This window comes from Wolbachia endosymbiont of Trichogramma kaykai (assembly GCF_045765165.1).
In the GTDB taxonomy this organism is placed as follows: domain Bacteria; phylum Pseudomonadota; class Alphaproteobacteria; order Rickettsiales; family Anaplasmataceae; genus Wolbachia.
The window spans coordinates 327,178-343,090 of record NZ_JBJJXK010000004.1; the positions used below are offsets into that span (position 1 = coordinate 327,178).

Below are 15,913 nucleotides of genomic sequence, written 5' to 3' on the forward strand. Positions count from 1 at the left end.
CTGTTGAAGTAGTGCTAGGGCCTAGCACTACTTTATAGTTTTAGGATATCAAAACGTTTGGTCTAGCGGGACTTGGCCCTCTATTCCGTCTACTTCTCCTCGGGAGGTGTAATTCCAATAAGTATAGTCTTTACCCGCATCCTTCCAATCTTTAGGTAATTCAGGCTCCGATCTCCCTCTCCAATCAGCAACCCATAATGGGTATTGAGAAAAATTATATTCTTCTTGTGTATAGTAATCATTCCACATTTTTGGTGAAGCATATACAATTGGACTGTATCCTTCTTCATCCAGTTGAGTCAATAAAGAATGAAGTTTTTCGGCTCTCTGTGTGTTAGTGTGTTTTATAGGATTATCACATTTTGTTGTTCTTCCTTCGCAAATACCAGTTGTAGCACTAACAGCTAACTTATTTGTACCTGGCTCAAAATCAGCTTTTTTAAGTTCGTTAACTATGTTATTCAACTGACCTTCAGGTGTCGAGGTCATCCTAAACACATGATATGCCCCACTTTGCACATTATTATCTTTCATACCTTGAAAATTTTGTCCAAATTTAGTGTCTTGAAAAGTTTCTCCCTCAGTTGCCTTGGCAAACGCAAACCTTACCCCATCCTTTGCAACTTTCGACCAATCAATCTCTCCATTCCAATGAGATACGTCTATACCTTTTTCACTCATAACAACCTCGTAATTACAATAAATGTTCAATATAAGACATAATAGCGAAAATCTTGAGATATGTCTATACCTTTTTCACTCATACTAACCCCATAATTACAACAAATGTTGAATATAAAATATAATAGTGAAAATCTAATGAATATCTTTTGGGCATATTGTAAACAATTTTATACTAAAACAGTTACAAAGTTCTAAACTACAATCTATAGACAACAATACTTGTTATTAGTAAGTTAAATTATAGTGAGTTAAAAATCATGAACAATATTCAAAAAGCAATACTATCAAGCATCATCTGCAATATGATTATATGGTATGAAATAACTCTGTTTGGAGTTTTAACGCATATAATAAGCAACGTCTTTTTTCCTTCAGAAAGTGATTATTTAAGCACAATCAAATTTCTTGGCAGTTTTGCAATTGGATTTGGATTTAGACCACTTGGTGCATTTATTTTTGGTTATATTGGAGATAAATACGGCAGAAGGAAAATTTTGCTGACTTCCGTAATATTAGCTTCGATATCATCTACTGCAATTGCAATTATACCAAGCTTTAAAGAAATAGGAATATTTTCTCCTATATTGCTTCTGCTTTGTAGAATAACACAAGGAATGGCATCAGGTGGAGAAACAAGTATCAATTCAGCTTTTTTAATAGAGCATTCAAGCGATAAAAAAAATCTAGGCTTTTTAGGTAGCATGAAAGCTTTTAGTGGTGCTCTTGGTTCTATTCTATGCTTTGTAATGATAGCTATTTGCAAAAAGTTTACAGGTGAAAGTTATGAAATTTGGGGCTGGAGGCTGCCCTTCTATTTTTGCTCTATTATGGGTGTAACAGGCTTTTTAATAAGATACATAATGGAAGAGAGTTTAGCGTACAAAACTCATGACCAAAATAAAAGCTTATCTAGTTCTCCATTTTTTGAACTAATCAAAACCTACAAAAAAGCATTTATATTAGCAATTGGACTTGGTATTGCCCAAAATGCAATCGTTTATTCGGTAATTATGTTTTATAACATATCTGTCAAAGAACTTACCTTCTCAGGCATTGATATTAAAAATCTAGTAAGGATCATGGTTGAAATCACATTTGGAACGTCTGCAGTGCTGTTTTCAATACTTTCTGATAAAATTGGAAGAAAAAATGTGATAATTCCTACATTAGTAACTTTAGCTTGTGTTAGCTTGCCGGTACTTTCTCTATTATCATATGATAATCACTATATTATAACATTCACTTTTATGTTGATGAGCATACCGATAGGTGCATCTTTTGGAATATATAATTCTCTCGCCTGCGAGTTATTTCCAACGAAAGTTAGATGCACTAGCTTCAGCTTAGCTCATAACATATCAGCAGGTATTTTTGGTGGCCTTTCTCCATCGATATGCATGTGGCTTATAGAAAAAACTGAAACAAAACTTGCAGCAGGGATTTACCTTACTGTTTGTGCATTGATTAGCCTAATATCTGTACTTCAAATTAAAGCCAAAGACAAAAAAATTGATTGGTGAAATCGCTTCAGTCAAAAGATAGCACTTCAATAGATTTTTCGATATGTTTAGGGACAGGAGCAGTAATAGTTACTTCTTTATTATTTGGCAACTTTAAAGACAAAGAATATGAATGCAGGTGAATCTGATTTGCTACTCCATCAATAAAAGCTTTTTTACCGCCATATTTACCGTCACCAAGAATAGGGCAATTTATATGAGCTAAATGTACACGTAACTGATGGGTTCTACCAGTAATTGGTTGTAATTCTAGATAAGCGACATTGTGTTTTAGCCTTGACAAACTTGAAAAGTGTGTAGTGGCATTCTGTAGTGAGTCTTCATCAATGACCACTCTTTCTTGTCCTGAAATATATTTTTTCACCAACGGATAGTCTATTGTTCCATTATCTTTGCTCGGTATACCAGAAGTTAATGCTAGGTAAGTTTTTTTTATCCTCCGTCCTTTAAATTCTTCCATAAGGTATCTTGCAACGCTAGCATTGCGTGCGAATATTATTACTCCGCTTGTATCCCTATCCAGCCTATGAACAATTTTAAATATTTCTCTCTCTCTTATTTGGTCAAGTAAATCACTAATGCTAATTTTTACCTTTATGCCGCCTTGAACAATGACCCCTGCGGGTTTGTTTATAGCTAGTATATATTCGTCTTCATATAATATGTTATCTCTTAGTAGATTCACTAACTTTTCATTATATTTGCAGTCAGAATTAGTGTTCTCAATATAGTCTAAGTATCTTATCATTATAGCTTGCCCAGAGCTTACCCTATCGCTGGATTTTGCCGTGCAATTATCAACCTTGATTAATCCTTTCCTTAAAGATTTCTCAATTGCAGATTGTTTCAAATTGGGAAAAATTCTTCTGATGTACCTATCGAGCCTAACGTTATTGTCTTCTACTAATATAGTTTTGATACCTTTTGACATCTTACTTATAAAAATTTTATTTTGTAAACTAAAATCTAACATAGCCAATGTACTCCTCAGTTTCAGCTACTTGCATCAAGTGCTACGTGCTGGAATTTAGAGGATTATTTAACTCTTTATAAGAGCTTCATATTTTCCTACAGCTGAGTAAAGTGGTAACAATGATAGTTTCTCGATCATAGAGAGGTGAGTATTAGGCTCTTTAATACTAGGGCCTGGACACGCTTCAGTGTTAGGCCCTAACTTCATACACTCAATGCCGTTAGCTAAAGATGTTACTCTTCCTACATTAACATTTTTAGTGCGATATGACCACCTGCAAGGACTATGTAATATTTGTTCTTTTATTCCATCCATTTCAGCTGGACACGCTTTAGTGTTAGTCCCTAACTGCACACATTCAATGCGGTCAGTTATAAGTGCTACTCCTTTTTCATTAAGTTTAGCGTTATACTGTAATTGTTCAATTTTATTAGCTTGATCTCTTATCATACGTTCAAAGTTGATAGATAGATGTAATTCTATTTCTCTCAACATATGTGTTGCACTATCATTAATGCTGTGTTTCTGAATATACTTGATTCTAAGTCAAGCTGTGTAAGTATAGCTAGTGCTCTTTGTTCTGCTTCCACTAGAAGATTACTTATACCTTGACGTTTAGCTAAATCTCTTACATTTTCATAACAATTATCAGGCAATGAAGGATTTGCGCCATAGCATAGTAAAGTTATTACTACTATCCAGTTTCTATGTTCGACAGCATAAGTTAAAGGAGATTCCCCTAAGTCATTCTGCGCATTAACATTTGCTCTATATAAAATTAAGATCTTTACTACTTCCGGATGGTTATACTTGACAGCTTTATGTAAAGCAGTTGATCCTAAATCATCACCTGCATTAGCATTTGCTCCAGCTTCTAATAGGGCATGTACCATTAGTGTATCACCATGTCCGGCAGAACAACGTAAAAACCCGGCTCCCATCAATTTCATCACATCCTTCCATATTCCAAGTTGTATCATAGTAGTTACTGCTTCTAGATAATTATATGGACAAATAGAAAGTAATATTTTCTGTGGATCATTCGTCTCAATACTTGCTCCATGGGCTATTAGATAATACATTACTTTTCTATTGCCTTTTGTAGTAGCACAATTAAAAGGAGTCCATCCCCATGCATCCTTATGGTTAATATTTGCTCCATATTTTATTAAGAGCCCTACTGCTTCCACATTACCATTCGTAGCAGCAATATGTAAGGGATATCGTCTAATTAAATTATCCTCTAGATTAACATCTGCTCCATGTTCTGATACGCACTTTAATAGATCTTCTAATATTGAAATATCGTTCTTTGTAGCAGCCCAATATAAAGGAGTCCATCCAAGTACATCTGCTATCTCAATATTTTTGTCAACATTCTTGTCGTTTTTTATTATACAATCCATCATTGCTCTATCAACATTTGCAATAGCAATATGTAAAGGAGTAAGTTTAAGCGCCCCATTCCTCTTAACATCTGCTCCATTATTCATTAATAACCTTACTACTTCTTTATGGCCATTCCTGGCAGCTTCATAATACACATTTTTACTTTCTTTAGTCTATTTAATGTTTTTAGTATCTTTTGTGTATCTAGCATCACTGGTACCTTTTCTGAGATCTTTCGTGCATTTAGCACATCCTCTAGCGCCACTGCTTTTGATTCTTCTGATTTCTCTTGTACACCTAACCTTTTTAGCATTCTTTTTACCATCTGTTGAGCATTTGACACCCTTGACTTCTTTTTTAGTATCTTTTTTGCTTCTTCTTTTGTCTGCGGTACATTTACCACCTTTAGTATCTTTTTTAATGGATCTTGTGTCTCTTATACTCTTGGAATCTTGCTTCTTGATACTTCTAATCGATGCGATATCTCTTCTAACATTCTTGATGTTTCTGCTTGCCCTAGTATCTTTACTTCCTTTAAGAGCTCTCTTATTCTTTCAATTACATTGTCTTTACTTAAATTTACCTCTTGATCAATTAACCTAATATTGTGTTCCACTGTTCATATGTCATTACCATAGCTTTACCTCATACTATAGAGTATTTTTTGATGCTATATATTATGGTAGAATAGTCAACGCATTTTCCATAGTGTAACTTTAGAGTCTAAAAGGACTGTTATTAACTTACAGAAGACCAAGCTTGCCTGAAAGCACTTAATTGATTATAATCACAGGTTTTAAGGCAGTAAAATGACAGCTTTTTTTCCTTTGGTTATTTTTTTGATCTTATACCTTGGAAGTGGTGTCTATTTTTCCTTTATTGGAATTGATAATCCGCTTAGCCAAGTTTCACCAGTAATTTGCCTACTACCGGCGCTATTTTTTGCTGTTGCATGCAGTACAGGTAAAATTCGACGTAATATCGATACTGTCATTGAGGGTATGGGCGATAAAAACACCCTTACTATGTGTTTAACTTTTCTATTTTCTGGAGCATTTTCTGTGGTGACTCAATCAATTGGTAGTGCAGATACTGTTGCTGATTTAATTCTCAATTTCCTTCCAGCAAGATTACTACTGCCTGGAGTATTTTTGGCTTCCGCTTTTATATCAACTGCAATTGGTACGTCTATGGGGGTTATTGTATTAATGGTGCCAATAGCTGTTAACTTAGCAAAAAGTGGGGCTTTTGGTCTTGAAATAGGAACTGCAACTGTAGTTGGAGGTGCCGTATTTGGTGATAATCTTTCAATGATATCTGACACTACTATTGCATCTGTTTCTTCACAGGGGACCACGATAAAGGATAAACTTAAAGTGAATTCTAAAGTAGCATTTGTTGCCAGCATTATAACGCTTGTCTATCTGGCAATTATTGCAGATAGTACAAAAATTATTCCTACATCAAATTTAGATTATTTATCAGTAATAAAGATTATTCCTTATATTTCTTTAATAATCATGGGGTTATTTGAAGTTACTACTTTAGTAACAATAACTATAAATATAATTATTGCTAGTGTATTAGGGATGACTTTTTTTTACTATACTATCATTCAACTCTCTCATGACATATATGACGGTTTCAAAAAAGTAAACGAGATAGTGATATTTGCTCTATTTATTGGCGGATTGAGTAATATAATGTACAAGCAGGGTCAAAAGGCATTACACAAACTTATCGATGAAAGCAATATCACAAAAACTAAAGCTGAATTTGTAATAGCGGGCATAGCATCTATGTTTACTGTTTTAGTTGCTAATAATACCATTGCTATTTTATTAAGTGGCGATATTGCAAAAAGGCTCGCGCAAAAGCATAATATTCCGTCATACCGTAGTGCATACTTGTTAGACATTTTTGCTTGCGTTACAAAAGGCATTTTGCCTTATGGTTCCCAGCTGCTGCTAGCAGGTAGCATTGCTTCCGTCTCACCTATTTCTTTGTTAACACAAGTTTATTACTGCTTTATTTTAGCAGCAGTTACAGTAGGTGAAATAATCATCGATGGCAGACGTTGTGCGGCTACAACTTAATGTACGAAGATTTCTCTTCATATTACATTTGTGCCCATAAGAAACGAGTTGCCATTTTCATCAGCTACTTGGATAACAGATATATTCACAAAATTGTTCCATTTTTCTCAATAGATTTTGGTTTTCTTTTCCCCTTGTTAGCAGAGCATAAAACTTAGCTTTTTAATAAATCTCATTTTAACTCCAATACACTAACTATGAAACAATCTATATTGCCATCAAAAACGGAATTTATATTGCCAACTTCATGTCCAGTCCTTAAATCCTTTACCATTTGATATGGATGCATAACATACGATCTGATCTGACTGCCCCAACCTATATCGCATTTATTTCCATATTCTTCGGCCATTTTCTGTTCTTTTTTTTCCAATTCAATTTGATATAAACGTCCTTTAAGTAGTTTAAGTGCTTCATCTTTATTTTTATGTTGAGAACGACCATTTTGGCATTGAGCTACAACGCCTGTTGGAATATGCGTAATACGTACCGCGCTTTCAGTCTTATTTACATGCTGACCACCTGCTCCAGAAGCACGGTAAGTGTCGATCTTTAAATCCTTTTCATCCACAACAATATCTATTGAATCTTCAATCACTGGAGTTACTCCTACACTTGCAAAACTGGTATGACGTTTACCATTTGCATCAAATGGTGATATTCTAACTAATCTATGAACTCCACTTTCGCTTTTTGCCCACCCATAAGCTTTTTCTCCGATGATCTTTATTGTTGTAGATTTTATACCAACTGCATCACCATCTAATTTTTCTACAACTTCAACTTTAAAATTGTGATAAATTTCTGCCCATCTTGTATACATGCGCATGAGCATCTCAGTCCAATCATTGCTCTCTGTTCCACCAGCTCCTGAGTGGATTTCTAAAAAGCAGTTATTGTTATCTGCTTCACCAGTAAATAAGGATTCTGTCTCTTTAAGTTTGATTAATTTCTCTAGCTTTACTAACTCACCTTTAACTTCAGAAAAAAATTCTTCATCATTCTCATCAATAGCAGATTTCATCAAGCCGATAGCATCGTTGTAATCGCTTTCTAGCTTTGAAAAAGATTCTATGTCATGCTTAATTTTAGAGCGTTCTTTTAAAATTCCTCGTGCTTTTTGATTGTCTTGCCACAGATTATCATTTGACGCTTGAGAATCCAGCTCTTCAAGACGCAACTTCAATTTTTCTATGTCAAAGACACCTCCTGATAAGAGAAATACTTTTATTTAAGCCTTGAAAGTATTCAAGGATTTCTGGATGGGTTTTCATTATACTTTAGACTTTAATATATTTATTATCACTAACAATAACAGCAAACAAAATAGAAATTTAACCATATAATAGTTAATTCAAAACAATTTCATTATACTTGAATGTTCAATAAAATCAAGTGTGTATATTTATTAAAAAAATAAGGTAAAGTAATGAATATTAAAACAAGTTCTCATTATGGTTTAGACAAAAAGGCTATTGATGATTTAATAGAGTCTCTCGATAATCAAGAATTAGAGAATGTTCGTAACATTGTAAAAACGATAGATAGCGTTCAGTTAGCTTATTTTTTATCTACTTCGATCAGTGATCACAGGGAGAAATTAGTTAATATCCTTGATCAACATTTGTTAAGTGATGCCTTAGTACATGTAGTACCAGATTTACAAGTAGAGATCATAGAAATATTGGGAATAGAAAATACAGCAAAGTTACTAATGCTTATTGATGTAGAAGACATAGTAGCTATAGTGAAAGATTTAGATAGAAAGTCTATAGAAAATATACTTAACTACTTACCCAATGCAACTCAAAAATTAGTAGAGGAATTGTTATCATACCCAGAAGAAAGTGCAGGAAGGTTGATACATAAAAATATGGTTATAGCTCCATATTATTGGACGATAAATCAGCTAATGGAATTCTTGCGCAACTATAAAAAAATACCAGAAACATTTTATCAAATTTTCATCATTAACTCAAAATTAGAACCCATAGGCATTTTCAACTTAAATAAGGTAATATCTCACTCAGGAGAAACAATAATAAAAGAGATAATGAGTCAAGATATAAAAATAATTAAAACTGGAATGGACCAAGAAGAAGTAGCAAGAATATTTAAAGATTACGCTCTATTATCAGCTCCAGTAGTAAATAAGAATGGTAAAATTATAGGTGTAATCCTTATTGAAGATGTAATCAAAATTGTTCAACAAGAAGCAGAAGAGGATGTGCTTAAAATAAGCGGTGTATCTTCTAAATCTGATATAAATGCCCCTATACATAAAACTATAATTAAAAGACTACCTTGGTTACTGTTTAACCTCTTAGCTGCAACAATATGTTCTATAGTAGTTGGCTTTTTCGATAACGTAATACAAAGTTTTATAGTACTGCCAATAATTATGCCAATCATTGCATCGATGAGCGGAAATGCAGGATCCCAAACAGTAACACTAACTATCCGGGCAATCGCAACAAAATATCTAACTGAGCAAAATGCAAAAAGAATACTGGTGAAAGAATTTTTAATAGGTCTTATAAACGGGGTGATCTTATCTACTATTTCATTAGTAGTGTTAGCAATAAGGTTTCACAATGTCAAAGTGGAGATGATTTTTGTGTTCTCCATGATTATGATGTCAATTATTGCAACGTTCATCGGAACTTTCATTCCTATAATGCTTCATCGTTTAAGATCCGATCCTGCTGTTTCGTCTTCAATCTTAACATCAGCAACAACTGATATTCTCTCAGCTCTTATATTTTTTGGTCTAGCCACGATCTTTTTATTAAATAGCTGAATCTTGCTATATAAAAAAATTGCTTTACAAGCTTTACCGTCCACGTTGTCATTGCTCATAGATGCATTGAAGAAGAAAAATAACAGTCGATAAAAAAATAAAAGTACATGAAACTGAGCTGCTTTAGTTTTAAAATAAAAATTAAAATAAAATGCTAAAGTATGCAAAAAAATTCTTGCTTTGCTAGGTCTCTTTAGCTAAAATCCAGTCCAATGTAATGAATACATGGGGTGTGGGTTGGATGCATTGTGTTATGCATATCACTCAGAAAGCAACTAAGGATTTTTTGAGGATATATCTATTTTAGTCAGAAGTCAAAAGAAAAGCACACTGTTACTCAGCAATTAAAATTACTTAGGATTACCGTAAGGTTTCTACCGCAATTTGGTTTGGTACAGCTGCATAAGAATCAAATGTTGAAATCAATCTTCAGAAAAGAGGTTTACGACAAAACAATCAAAATATGAATATTAAAATATAGGCGGCTTTATGTTAGGTAAAGAAAATATAGGAGAACAAGTAGCAGATAATCAAATGGATTATGTAGATGCTGGATCAGCAATAGTTGATTATGAAAATATATTAATCTAGTGAAGAACTTCAGTGTGGACGAAGTCAAGAGAGCCCTAGAGTAACAAGATCTTCATCTATAGGCAGCAGTAGTACATCTACTGATGATGAAGAAATGTTTAGCTGTATAAGCATTACAAGTGATGAAATAGTGAAAAAAGTAAGTTTTTTTTGTTAATACTTTTGTTAAAGAATTAGAGGAAAAACTATCTGAATGTTCTAAAGAAGCAAAACCAGGTTCAAAAGTACGTAAAACAGGTAAAGTAGTAGCTAAGGTTGTATCAACTGTGGGTAATTATATTCCACCAAGTGTGGAGAAAGTAGGTACTTCTCAAGTTATGGAGTGTGTGAGTTTTATTTCTATAAACCAACATAGGAAAAAAAGCAAAAATATTTTCTACAATAGTTGCGCCTTCAGAAGGTAACTTAAGAAAGATTTTAATAGAAGCTGGCTTGGAAATTTTTCAAAGTTTTGAGAAACAATTCACTAAAATTGTGGGTAATAATCAGTCGTCTTGTAATAGGGGGATTGAGAAGTTATCAATGGATACCGTATCCAGAGTAATAAATTACACTACATCTTGCAACGAGAAAGGAGAATTTCCCAATCTTCACATAACTCAAGGTATTATTTTAGGTAAATCAAAAAGAAAGTAACCGTTTACTACACGTACTGGACATCAAGTAAAAGATAAACAAAGTGGTGAAATGTTGATGACTTCAGAGTTATATGAAAAGGTGGAAATAGAGAAAGCAGAGGGTGAGATTATTAAGTATTATCAATTGAAGGAGCATGATTTTGCTGAAAAATACGGCTATCGGCTTCCCTTTAAGTGGGAATTAGAAAATTGGGAAGAGTTGGAACAAAAATATGTACTTAGTGAAACATCTAAAAAAAAGAGAGTATGTGCGTATTTTAGATGAGGAAAAAAAAGAAAGGATTGGCTAGTAGTATATTAAAAGAGATCAATGAAAACGATTCAGCAAAAAAAAAGGATATACAAGAACTGCGTGAAGAAATCAGAAATTTATGAATACTTCATGAAAAAGAAGGTAAAAATACATTTTCCTTTAATTTGGGCTATTTACCAAAATTCTTTATAAAAAGAGAAGTGATGTTAGACGAATTAAAAAAGAAGTTAGATAGTAAAAATCAAGAAGTAGAACTGTCACGAATGGTCTTGATTAATGGAGAATATGGAACAGGAAAAAGTGAATTAGCTAGAAGCTACGCATATAGTAAGGAGAGTAATATTTGGACAAAAGTTATATGGATAAATGCTAAAACATATGACACTCTTTTCAATTCATTTCTTAATTTAGCTAAAGAATTAGAAATTCCTACAGAAAATGATAATGATATGGATTTTAATGTTGTTCGAGATAGAGAAACAGAATCTATTGTCCAGGATGTGTACCAGTATTTTCGAGACGTAAAAAGTCTTTTCATCTTTGATAACACCAGTAAGTATAAGGAGATCGAAAAATTTTTACCATCCTATTTTTCTAATTTGTTTTTTCATGGAGAAAAGCCTTGCGTTTTAATTACTTCTCGTAGCAAGAATTGGGAAAAAGAAATAGAAAAGACACAGTTGAATGATGGATTTTCTCTAGGAGAAGCTATAACATTTATTGAAAGAACCTTAGAAGTAAAAGATAGGTTACAGGATTACTATCTAGTAGAGTTAGCACAAACATTGGGCTATCTTCCATTAGCTTTGACACAAGCAACAGCATATATTAAACAAGAAAAGATTAATGTTAGTGAATATCTAAAACTCTATAATGAAGAAATGAAAAAACCGAATCCTGATTGTCTCGAGGCGCTAGGTCTCAATAAAATAAGAAGAGAAAAATGTTGGGCAGCAATCGCATGATATTGTATCATATACGGCTTACTTGGATCCCAATCAAATTGATATAGAAGAAATTTTCCTCCAGAAGAAATCAGAAAAAGGTAAGCAACAAGTTTTGGATGCTCTTAATCTACTCAATAAGTTTTCAGTGATTGAGCTAGAGGAGTCAATAGCAAGAGTTCATAAAGGGATACAAAAAACAGTAGGAGTAGAGAAAGAACGAACAGGAATAGAAGAAGAAACTTTAAGAGAAATGATGACATCATTCTGCCTTATAAATCCGAATAACATTATATCTGTTTAGAGTCATGCAAGTAAATATGACAGATTAGTTAATGAATTTATTGATTCTATTTATGATAGAAGTACTATCTTACATTTACTAGCCAAAGATGGTAATGAAGAAGTTATTAAGCTGATATTAGAGAAAATAGAACCTAATAAATTAAGCAAAATTATTAATGCTATTGATGAAAGGAATTTTACTTCTTTAGATTATGCTGTCATACATGGTCACTTAGGTACTGTTCAGCATCTTGTAAGGAGAGGGGGTGATGTAAATCTAAATAACACAAAAGGTATGAATCCTTTGCACTTTGCTGTTATATATGGTAGATCGGATATTGTAAAATATCTTGTAGAGAAAAGAACTAATATAAATCTACGTAGCAAAGAATGTCAGAGTCCTTTCCACTTTGCTGTGATGCATGGTCAGTTAGATATTGTTGAATACCTTATAGAGAAAGGAGCTAGTATAGATAGACAAGATGAAAAAATATGAGTCCTTTGGACTATGTTATTGTATATTCTAACTCAGAAGAAATTATTTATTATCTTGAGGATATGCACTTAGCTCCAGACTTAAAAACACAATCACATAAAAGAAACCTAGAGGCATTTGATGAACATACACTGCCTAAAAAAAAGAAAATTAAAAAATATAAGTGAAGCATTGCAATTTGAAGATAAAGGCACGGTTAACTTAACTCATAGGTCACCTATATCTTCATTTAATAGCTTCTCTGTACAACCTGCAAACAAGGACTTAAGACTATAATTTTATAGTAATCTATTTAATTTTATGAGAGGAATTTCAAAAAAAACAGAGAAATAAAGTAATAAATTGATATAAATTCTCGTAGAACAAGTGGTAGACCATACGATCTCAAAATAAAATCTTCTTACAATAGCTGGTTTTGGTTGCGGAAGTGATTGTATTTTCTAAGTTATTAGTAATATATACTATTAAGTCAGTATTAATTCGTTAAGAACTTTCATTAAAGATTATCAAAAAAAAACTTCTAAATAGGGATTGACAAGTTTTAGAGATGGAGTGCTTTATGAAAAGTATATTGAGCTATTAATTTTTTATGTATAATAAATATGATAGTGAAAATGTTTTTCTTTATATTATGAGGTAGCTGTTTTATTCAGAAAAAGATTTTTTTTTCTTACTTTGAAATTTAGTGGTTTTTATGGAGGGTTAAATAATTAATGAATTATTTGCTGCTGTACGTAGTGGAGATGCTAATCAAGTTGCGGATCTTATCAATAAAGCGGATGATATTAATGCCAGGGACAATAGAGGCAATACTCCTCTACATTTAGCTGTTCTTGCAGATAAATTACAGGTAGTAGAAAAGCTTATAGAGGGAGGGGGTGATATTGATGCTAAGAACAATAATGGCAGTACTCCTTTGCATTGGGCTGTTAAGAGCAGTCATTTAGAAGTAGCTAAATTTCTTATAAGTAATCATGCTGACGTTAACGCTAAAAATAAAGATGGTTGGAGATCTTTGCACCTTGTAGCTTCTTATGGCAATTTAAATATAGTTAAGCTCATTCTTGATAAAAGTAGTTATGTTGATGCTAGAGGAGCTTTAGCCGTGGCAAATACGCTTAATGAAGAAGACAGCTTAGAAATACGAAACCTTCTAGAAGGAAGAATAAGAAGAAATGAAGAAATCACCCAACATCTTAACTTACAAGAAGAAAGCAGCTCCCTATCAACACGTGTCCATAATCGCCATAGTATTGTAAAAGAAGATGAAAATTCATTGAAAAATGATAAGATAGGTCCTAATAAAATAGGAGTTACAAGCGGAACAAATAAGCCATCTTCATTTATCAATATTTTTGCTTACACTACGGTAGATACTATTAAAGGTATTTTCAGTTTGTTTCTTCTACTTTTAAGGCAGCTATAAGTATGGAACCTCCTAAAGCTATTACAGTTCAAGGTATTGATAACAACGGTATACTTCTTTTATTAGATGTATTTATAAGGAAAATCACAGGTCAGAAGTATATTTCCACAGTAGTTCAGTCTATATCACCATTAGAAGCACAGGGCTATGCATTAAATATTATAGAGGAATTTGAGAAAGTAGTAGAGCAAGCTGCATTAAAAAGTGGGATATCAATGCATCGGTTAAATATTGATTGTGTAGAAATGCAGAAGGAACTAGATTTGATAGTAAATCAATCAATGCAACAGATATTACACAATAGAGATAGTACATTAGAAGTTGAAGAACAGCAAATAAACTTAGAGCCTCAAAGTTATTTAAGTAATACTTCTGTTCAAGGTCATTTAATTCAGGATAGAGGTTTAATAAATCAAGGTAAGGCTTAATTCCTTAGCTTTTTGATTTCATCTAGTAAAAGGTTGGTAATTTGATCTTATAACATCAATGGGCACACCAGCCTTTATTTTGCATGCATTCAAGCAATGTGTGACTATTACGCAACCTAAAAAAATAATCATATACTTTCTTCCATAGAGGAAAATCTTTTGCTCTACTGGTAAATACCTTTCATTATGTATTGTATAACACTAATAATTGTTCTTATTTTGTGCTTTCTTGGCCACACCTTGTGCAACTCTTGGCTTAAGAAATTTCCATTCTTTGTCACTTACATCACCTGGATATATTTTTCATTGATCCTATCATATTATCTTCCTGATTTCCTTTCAAGATATGTTCTAAAAAGTAGAATCCGTTCAGCAGGGTGACAAAATAAGATAGAAAAGACAGCCATAGAAATAAATGGTGTCATCCCAATATGATGCTTTCTCTGTCATCCCAGTACTTGACACTGGAGTGACAACATTTTTGCTTCGATATTTACACATTAGCCATGCATATGAACGGATACAAAAGTAGAATTTACAATTCTATCTAAAAGGATACCGAAAAAGAGCAAGAGTCCTATCTGGGAATTATTTTTAAATATGGACATGCATTGATTAGAATCGTCTGGATTGAAATTTTTGTGTTGGTGGTGAAATATTAATCCTATGGCAAGTAAAGCAATATAAAAGATGTTATTTAATGATGATAGTATACCAGCGTACAACCATGCCATTAAGGATATTAAGTAAAATCTTTTCAACCAAGATTTTGTTGTATTGCCAAAATATAATGCAGTAGATTTCATTCCTAATTTCTCATCATCTTTTTTATCTTGATGAGCGTATATAGTATCATAACTAAGCGTCCAAAAGACGCATCCTATATAAAATAGCAAGGATTCTATGCTAATCTGGTTTGTTATTGCTGCTGAACCCATGAGCGATCCCATGTTGAAAGTAAACCCTAAAAACAATTGTGGCCACCAAACGTAACGCTTTAGCAAGGGATAGATAACCACCATGCACATTGAAATTATTCCAAGTATAAGAGTAGTTTTATTGGTTAATAATAAGATTACCAGCGCAATAGACAGTAACAGTGAAAGTAAAGCCAAAGCTTGCTTTATGTTTAATGCACCACTTGCAAGTGGTCTATATTTTGTTCGTTCAACATGTGCATCTATTTCTCTATCGAAGATATCATTGATTATGCACCCTGCGGGTCTCATTAAAAATGCACCTATAGTAAACAAAACAAGGAGAAAAAGAGGTTGATACGATAGAGAAGTTGATGCTAAAAGAATGCCGCTTAAGCTAGAAAATAGCAGAAGCCATAAACCTGTTAAACTGTGTATTCTCATTAATGAGAAATAATGGTTTAAATACATTA

General features: G+C 32.9%; 17 protein-coding genes and 1 pseudogene. 10 read left to right on the forward strand and 8 right to left on the reverse strand.

Features of this window, described 5'->3' with window-relative positions; all coding sequences use genetic code 11:
• Positions 1-48: 48 nt before the first annotated feature.
• Positions 49-681, reverse strand: a complete 633-nt coding sequence (locus tag wTKK_RS05715) for a glycoside hydrolase family 25 protein (RefSeq protein ID WP_407512652.1) — start codon at positions 679-681, stop codon at positions 49-51.
• Positions 682-941: 260 nt separating this feature from the next.
• Between wTKK_RS05715 and wTKK_RS05720 the strand changes: the two genes are divergently transcribed.
• Positions 942-2,204, forward strand: a complete 1,263-nt coding sequence (locus tag wTKK_RS05720; protein WP_407512654.1) for an MFS transporter — start codon at positions 942-944, stop codon at positions 2,202-2,204.
• Between the two features lie 7 nt (positions 2,205-2,211).
• Here the strand turns inward: wTKK_RS05720 and wTKK_RS05725 are convergent, their stop codons facing one another.
• From wTKK_RS05725 to wTKK_RS05745, 5 genes are all read right to left on the reverse strand, one after another.
• Positions 2,212-3,135 (reverse strand): RluA family pseudouridine synthase, encoded by a 924-nt coding sequence (locus wTKK_RS05725; RefSeq protein WP_407512821.1) that lies wholly within the window; start codon positions 3,133-3,135, stop codon positions 2,212-2,214.
• Between the two features lie 108 nt (positions 3,136-3,243).
• Positions 3,244-3,672 carry a hypothetical protein gene (locus wTKK_RS05730; protein ID WP_407512656.1) on the reverse strand — a complete coding sequence of 143 codons (429 nt, stop codon included), beginning with the start codon at positions 3,670-3,672 and terminating at the stop codon, positions 3,244-3,246.
• Positions 3,666-4,670 carry an ankyrin repeat domain-containing protein gene (locus wTKK_RS05735; protein ID WP_407512823.1) on the reverse strand — a complete coding sequence of 335 codons (1,005 nt, stop codon included), beginning with the start codon at positions 4,668-4,670 and terminating at the stop codon, positions 3,666-3,668. Before wTKK_RS05735 ends, wTKK_RS05730 begins: the two co-directional genes overlap by 7 nt.
• Before the next feature lie 11 nt (positions 4,671-4,681).
• Positions 4,682-4,969, reverse strand: a complete 288-nt coding sequence (locus wTKK_RS05740) for a hypothetical protein (RefSeq protein WP_407512658.1) — start codon at positions 4,967-4,969, stop codon at positions 4,682-4,684.
• A gap of 33 nt (positions 4,970-5,002) precedes the next feature.
• Positions 5,003-5,182, reverse strand: a complete 180-nt coding sequence (locus wTKK_RS05745) for a hypothetical protein (protein ID WP_407512659.1) — start codon at positions 5,180-5,182, stop codon at positions 5,003-5,005.
• Between the two features lie 193 nt (positions 5,183-5,375).
• Here wTKK_RS05745 and wTKK_RS05750 point away from each other — a divergent pair, with 193 nt between their 5' ends.
• Entirely contained in the window at positions 5,376-6,662 is a 1,287-nt protein-coding gene (locus wTKK_RS05750; protein WP_407512661.1) for a Na+/H+ antiporter NhaC family protein, read from the forward strand.
• Positions 6,663-6,834: 172 nt separating this feature from the next.
• Here the strand turns inward: wTKK_RS05750 and prfB are convergent.
• Positions 6,835-7,936 (reverse strand): peptide chain release factor 2 gene (gene prfB / locus wTKK_RS05755; protein ID WP_407512663.1). Its coding sequence is split into 2 segments (ribosomal slippage): positions 6,835-7,869 and positions 7,871-7,936, totalling 1,101 coding nucleotides; the frame shifts between segments, so codons are not numbered across the junction.
• Positions 7,937-8,091: 155 nt separating this feature from the next.
• Between prfB and mgtE the strand changes: the two genes are divergently transcribed.
• The 8 genes and pseudogenes from mgtE (at position 8,092) to wTKK_RS05795 (ending at position 14,523) form a co-directional block, all read left to right on the forward strand.
• Entirely contained in the window at positions 8,092-9,462 is a 1,371-nt protein-coding gene (gene mgtE / locus wTKK_RS05760) for a magnesium transporter (RefSeq protein WP_407512664.1), read from the forward strand.
• 1,284 nt (positions 9,463-10,746) lie between these two features.
• On the forward strand, positions 10,747-10,956 hold the full coding sequence (locus wTKK_RS05765; RefSeq protein ID WP_407512666.1) for a hypothetical protein: 210 nt from the start codon (positions 10,747-10,749) through the stop codon (positions 10,954-10,956).
• Between the two features lie 191 nt (positions 10,957-11,147).
• A complete protein-coding gene (locus wTKK_RS05770) occupies positions 11,148-11,909 on the forward strand; it encodes an NB-ARC domain-containing protein (RefSeq protein WP_407512825.1) in 762 nt (253 codons plus the stop codon).
• 22 nt (positions 11,910-11,931) lie between these two features.
• Positions 11,932-12,192 (forward strand): hypothetical protein, encoded by a 261-nt coding sequence (locus tag wTKK_RS05775; protein ID WP_407512668.1) that lies wholly within the window; start codon positions 11,932-11,934, stop codon positions 12,190-12,192.
• A gap of 33 nt (positions 12,193-12,225) precedes the next feature.
• A pseudogene (locus wTKK_RS05780) lies at positions 12,226-12,669 on the forward strand (ankyrin repeat domain-containing protein); the annotation flags it as partial.
• Between the two features lie 120 nt (positions 12,670-12,789).
• Complete coding sequence (locus wTKK_RS05785; protein WP_407512669.1) at positions 12,790-12,945, forward strand: hypothetical protein; 156 nt, start codon at positions 12,790-12,792, stop codon at positions 12,943-12,945.
• A 490-nt stretch (positions 12,946-13,435) separates the two neighbouring features.
• Entirely contained in the window at positions 13,436-14,095 is a 660-nt protein-coding gene (locus wTKK_RS05790) for an ankyrin repeat domain-containing protein (protein ID WP_407512827.1), read from the forward strand.
• A 2-nt stretch (positions 14,096-14,097) separates the two neighbouring features.
• Positions 14,098-14,523, forward strand: coding sequence for a latrotoxin-related protein (locus tag wTKK_RS05795; protein WP_407512671.1), 426 nt, complete (start codon positions 14,098-14,100; stop codon positions 14,521-14,523).
• Positions 14,524-15,023: 500 nt separating this feature from the next.
• Here wTKK_RS05795 and ubiA read toward each other — a convergent pair whose 3' ends face one another.
• Positions 15,024-15,911, reverse strand: coding sequence for a 4-hydroxybenzoate octaprenyltransferase (ubiA, locus tag wTKK_RS05800; protein ID WP_407512673.1), 888 nt, complete (start codon positions 15,909-15,911; stop codon positions 15,024-15,026).
• Positions 15,912-15,913 lie beyond the last annotated feature (2 nt).

Excerpts from the sequence above, each read along its gene's own strand:
- wTKK_RS05715 (WP_407512652.1), bottom strand. The coding sequence starts at position 681 with ATGAGTGAAAAAGGTATAGACGTATCTCATTGGAATGGAGAGATTGAT.
- wTKK_RS05720 (WP_407512654.1), top strand. The coding sequence starts at position 942 with ATGAACAATATTCAAAAAGCAATACTATCAAGCATCATCTGCAATATG.
- wTKK_RS05725 (WP_407512821.1), bottom strand. The coding sequence starts at position 3,135 with ATGTCAAAAGGTATCAAAACTATATTAGTAGAAGACAATAACGTTAGG.
- wTKK_RS05730 (WP_407512656.1), bottom strand. The coding sequence starts at position 3,672 with ATGTTGAGAGAAATAGAATTACATCTATCTATCAACTTTGAACGTATG.
- wTKK_RS05735 (WP_407512823.1), bottom strand. The coding sequence starts at position 4,670 with ATGAATAATGGAGCAGATGTTAAGAGGAATGGGGCGCTTAAACTTACT.
- wTKK_RS05750 (WP_407512661.1), top strand. The coding sequence starts at position 5,376 with ATGACAGCTTTTTTTCCTTTGGTTATTTTTTTGATCTTATACCTTGGA.
- mgtE (WP_407512664.1), top strand. The coding sequence starts at position 8,092 with ATGAATATTAAAACAAGTTCTCATTATGGTTTAGACAAAAAGGCTATT.
- wTKK_RS05765 (WP_407512666.1), top strand. The coding sequence starts at position 10,747 with ATGACTTCAGAGTTATATGAAAAGGTGGAAATAGAGAAAGCAGAGGGT.
- wTKK_RS05770 (WP_407512825.1), top strand. The coding sequence starts at position 11,148 with ATGTTAGACGAATTAAAAAAGAAGTTAGATAGTAAAAATCAAGAAGTA.
- wTKK_RS05785 (WP_407512669.1), top strand. The coding sequence starts at position 12,790 with ATGAACATACACTGCCTAAAAAAAAGAAAATTAAAAAATATAAGTGAA.
- wTKK_RS05795 (WP_407512671.1), top strand. The coding sequence starts at position 14,098 with ATGGAACCTCCTAAAGCTATTACAGTTCAAGGTATTGATAACAACGGT.
- ubiA (WP_407512673.1), bottom strand. The coding sequence starts at position 15,911 with ATGTATTTAAACCATTATTTCTCATTAATGAGAATACACAGTTTAACA.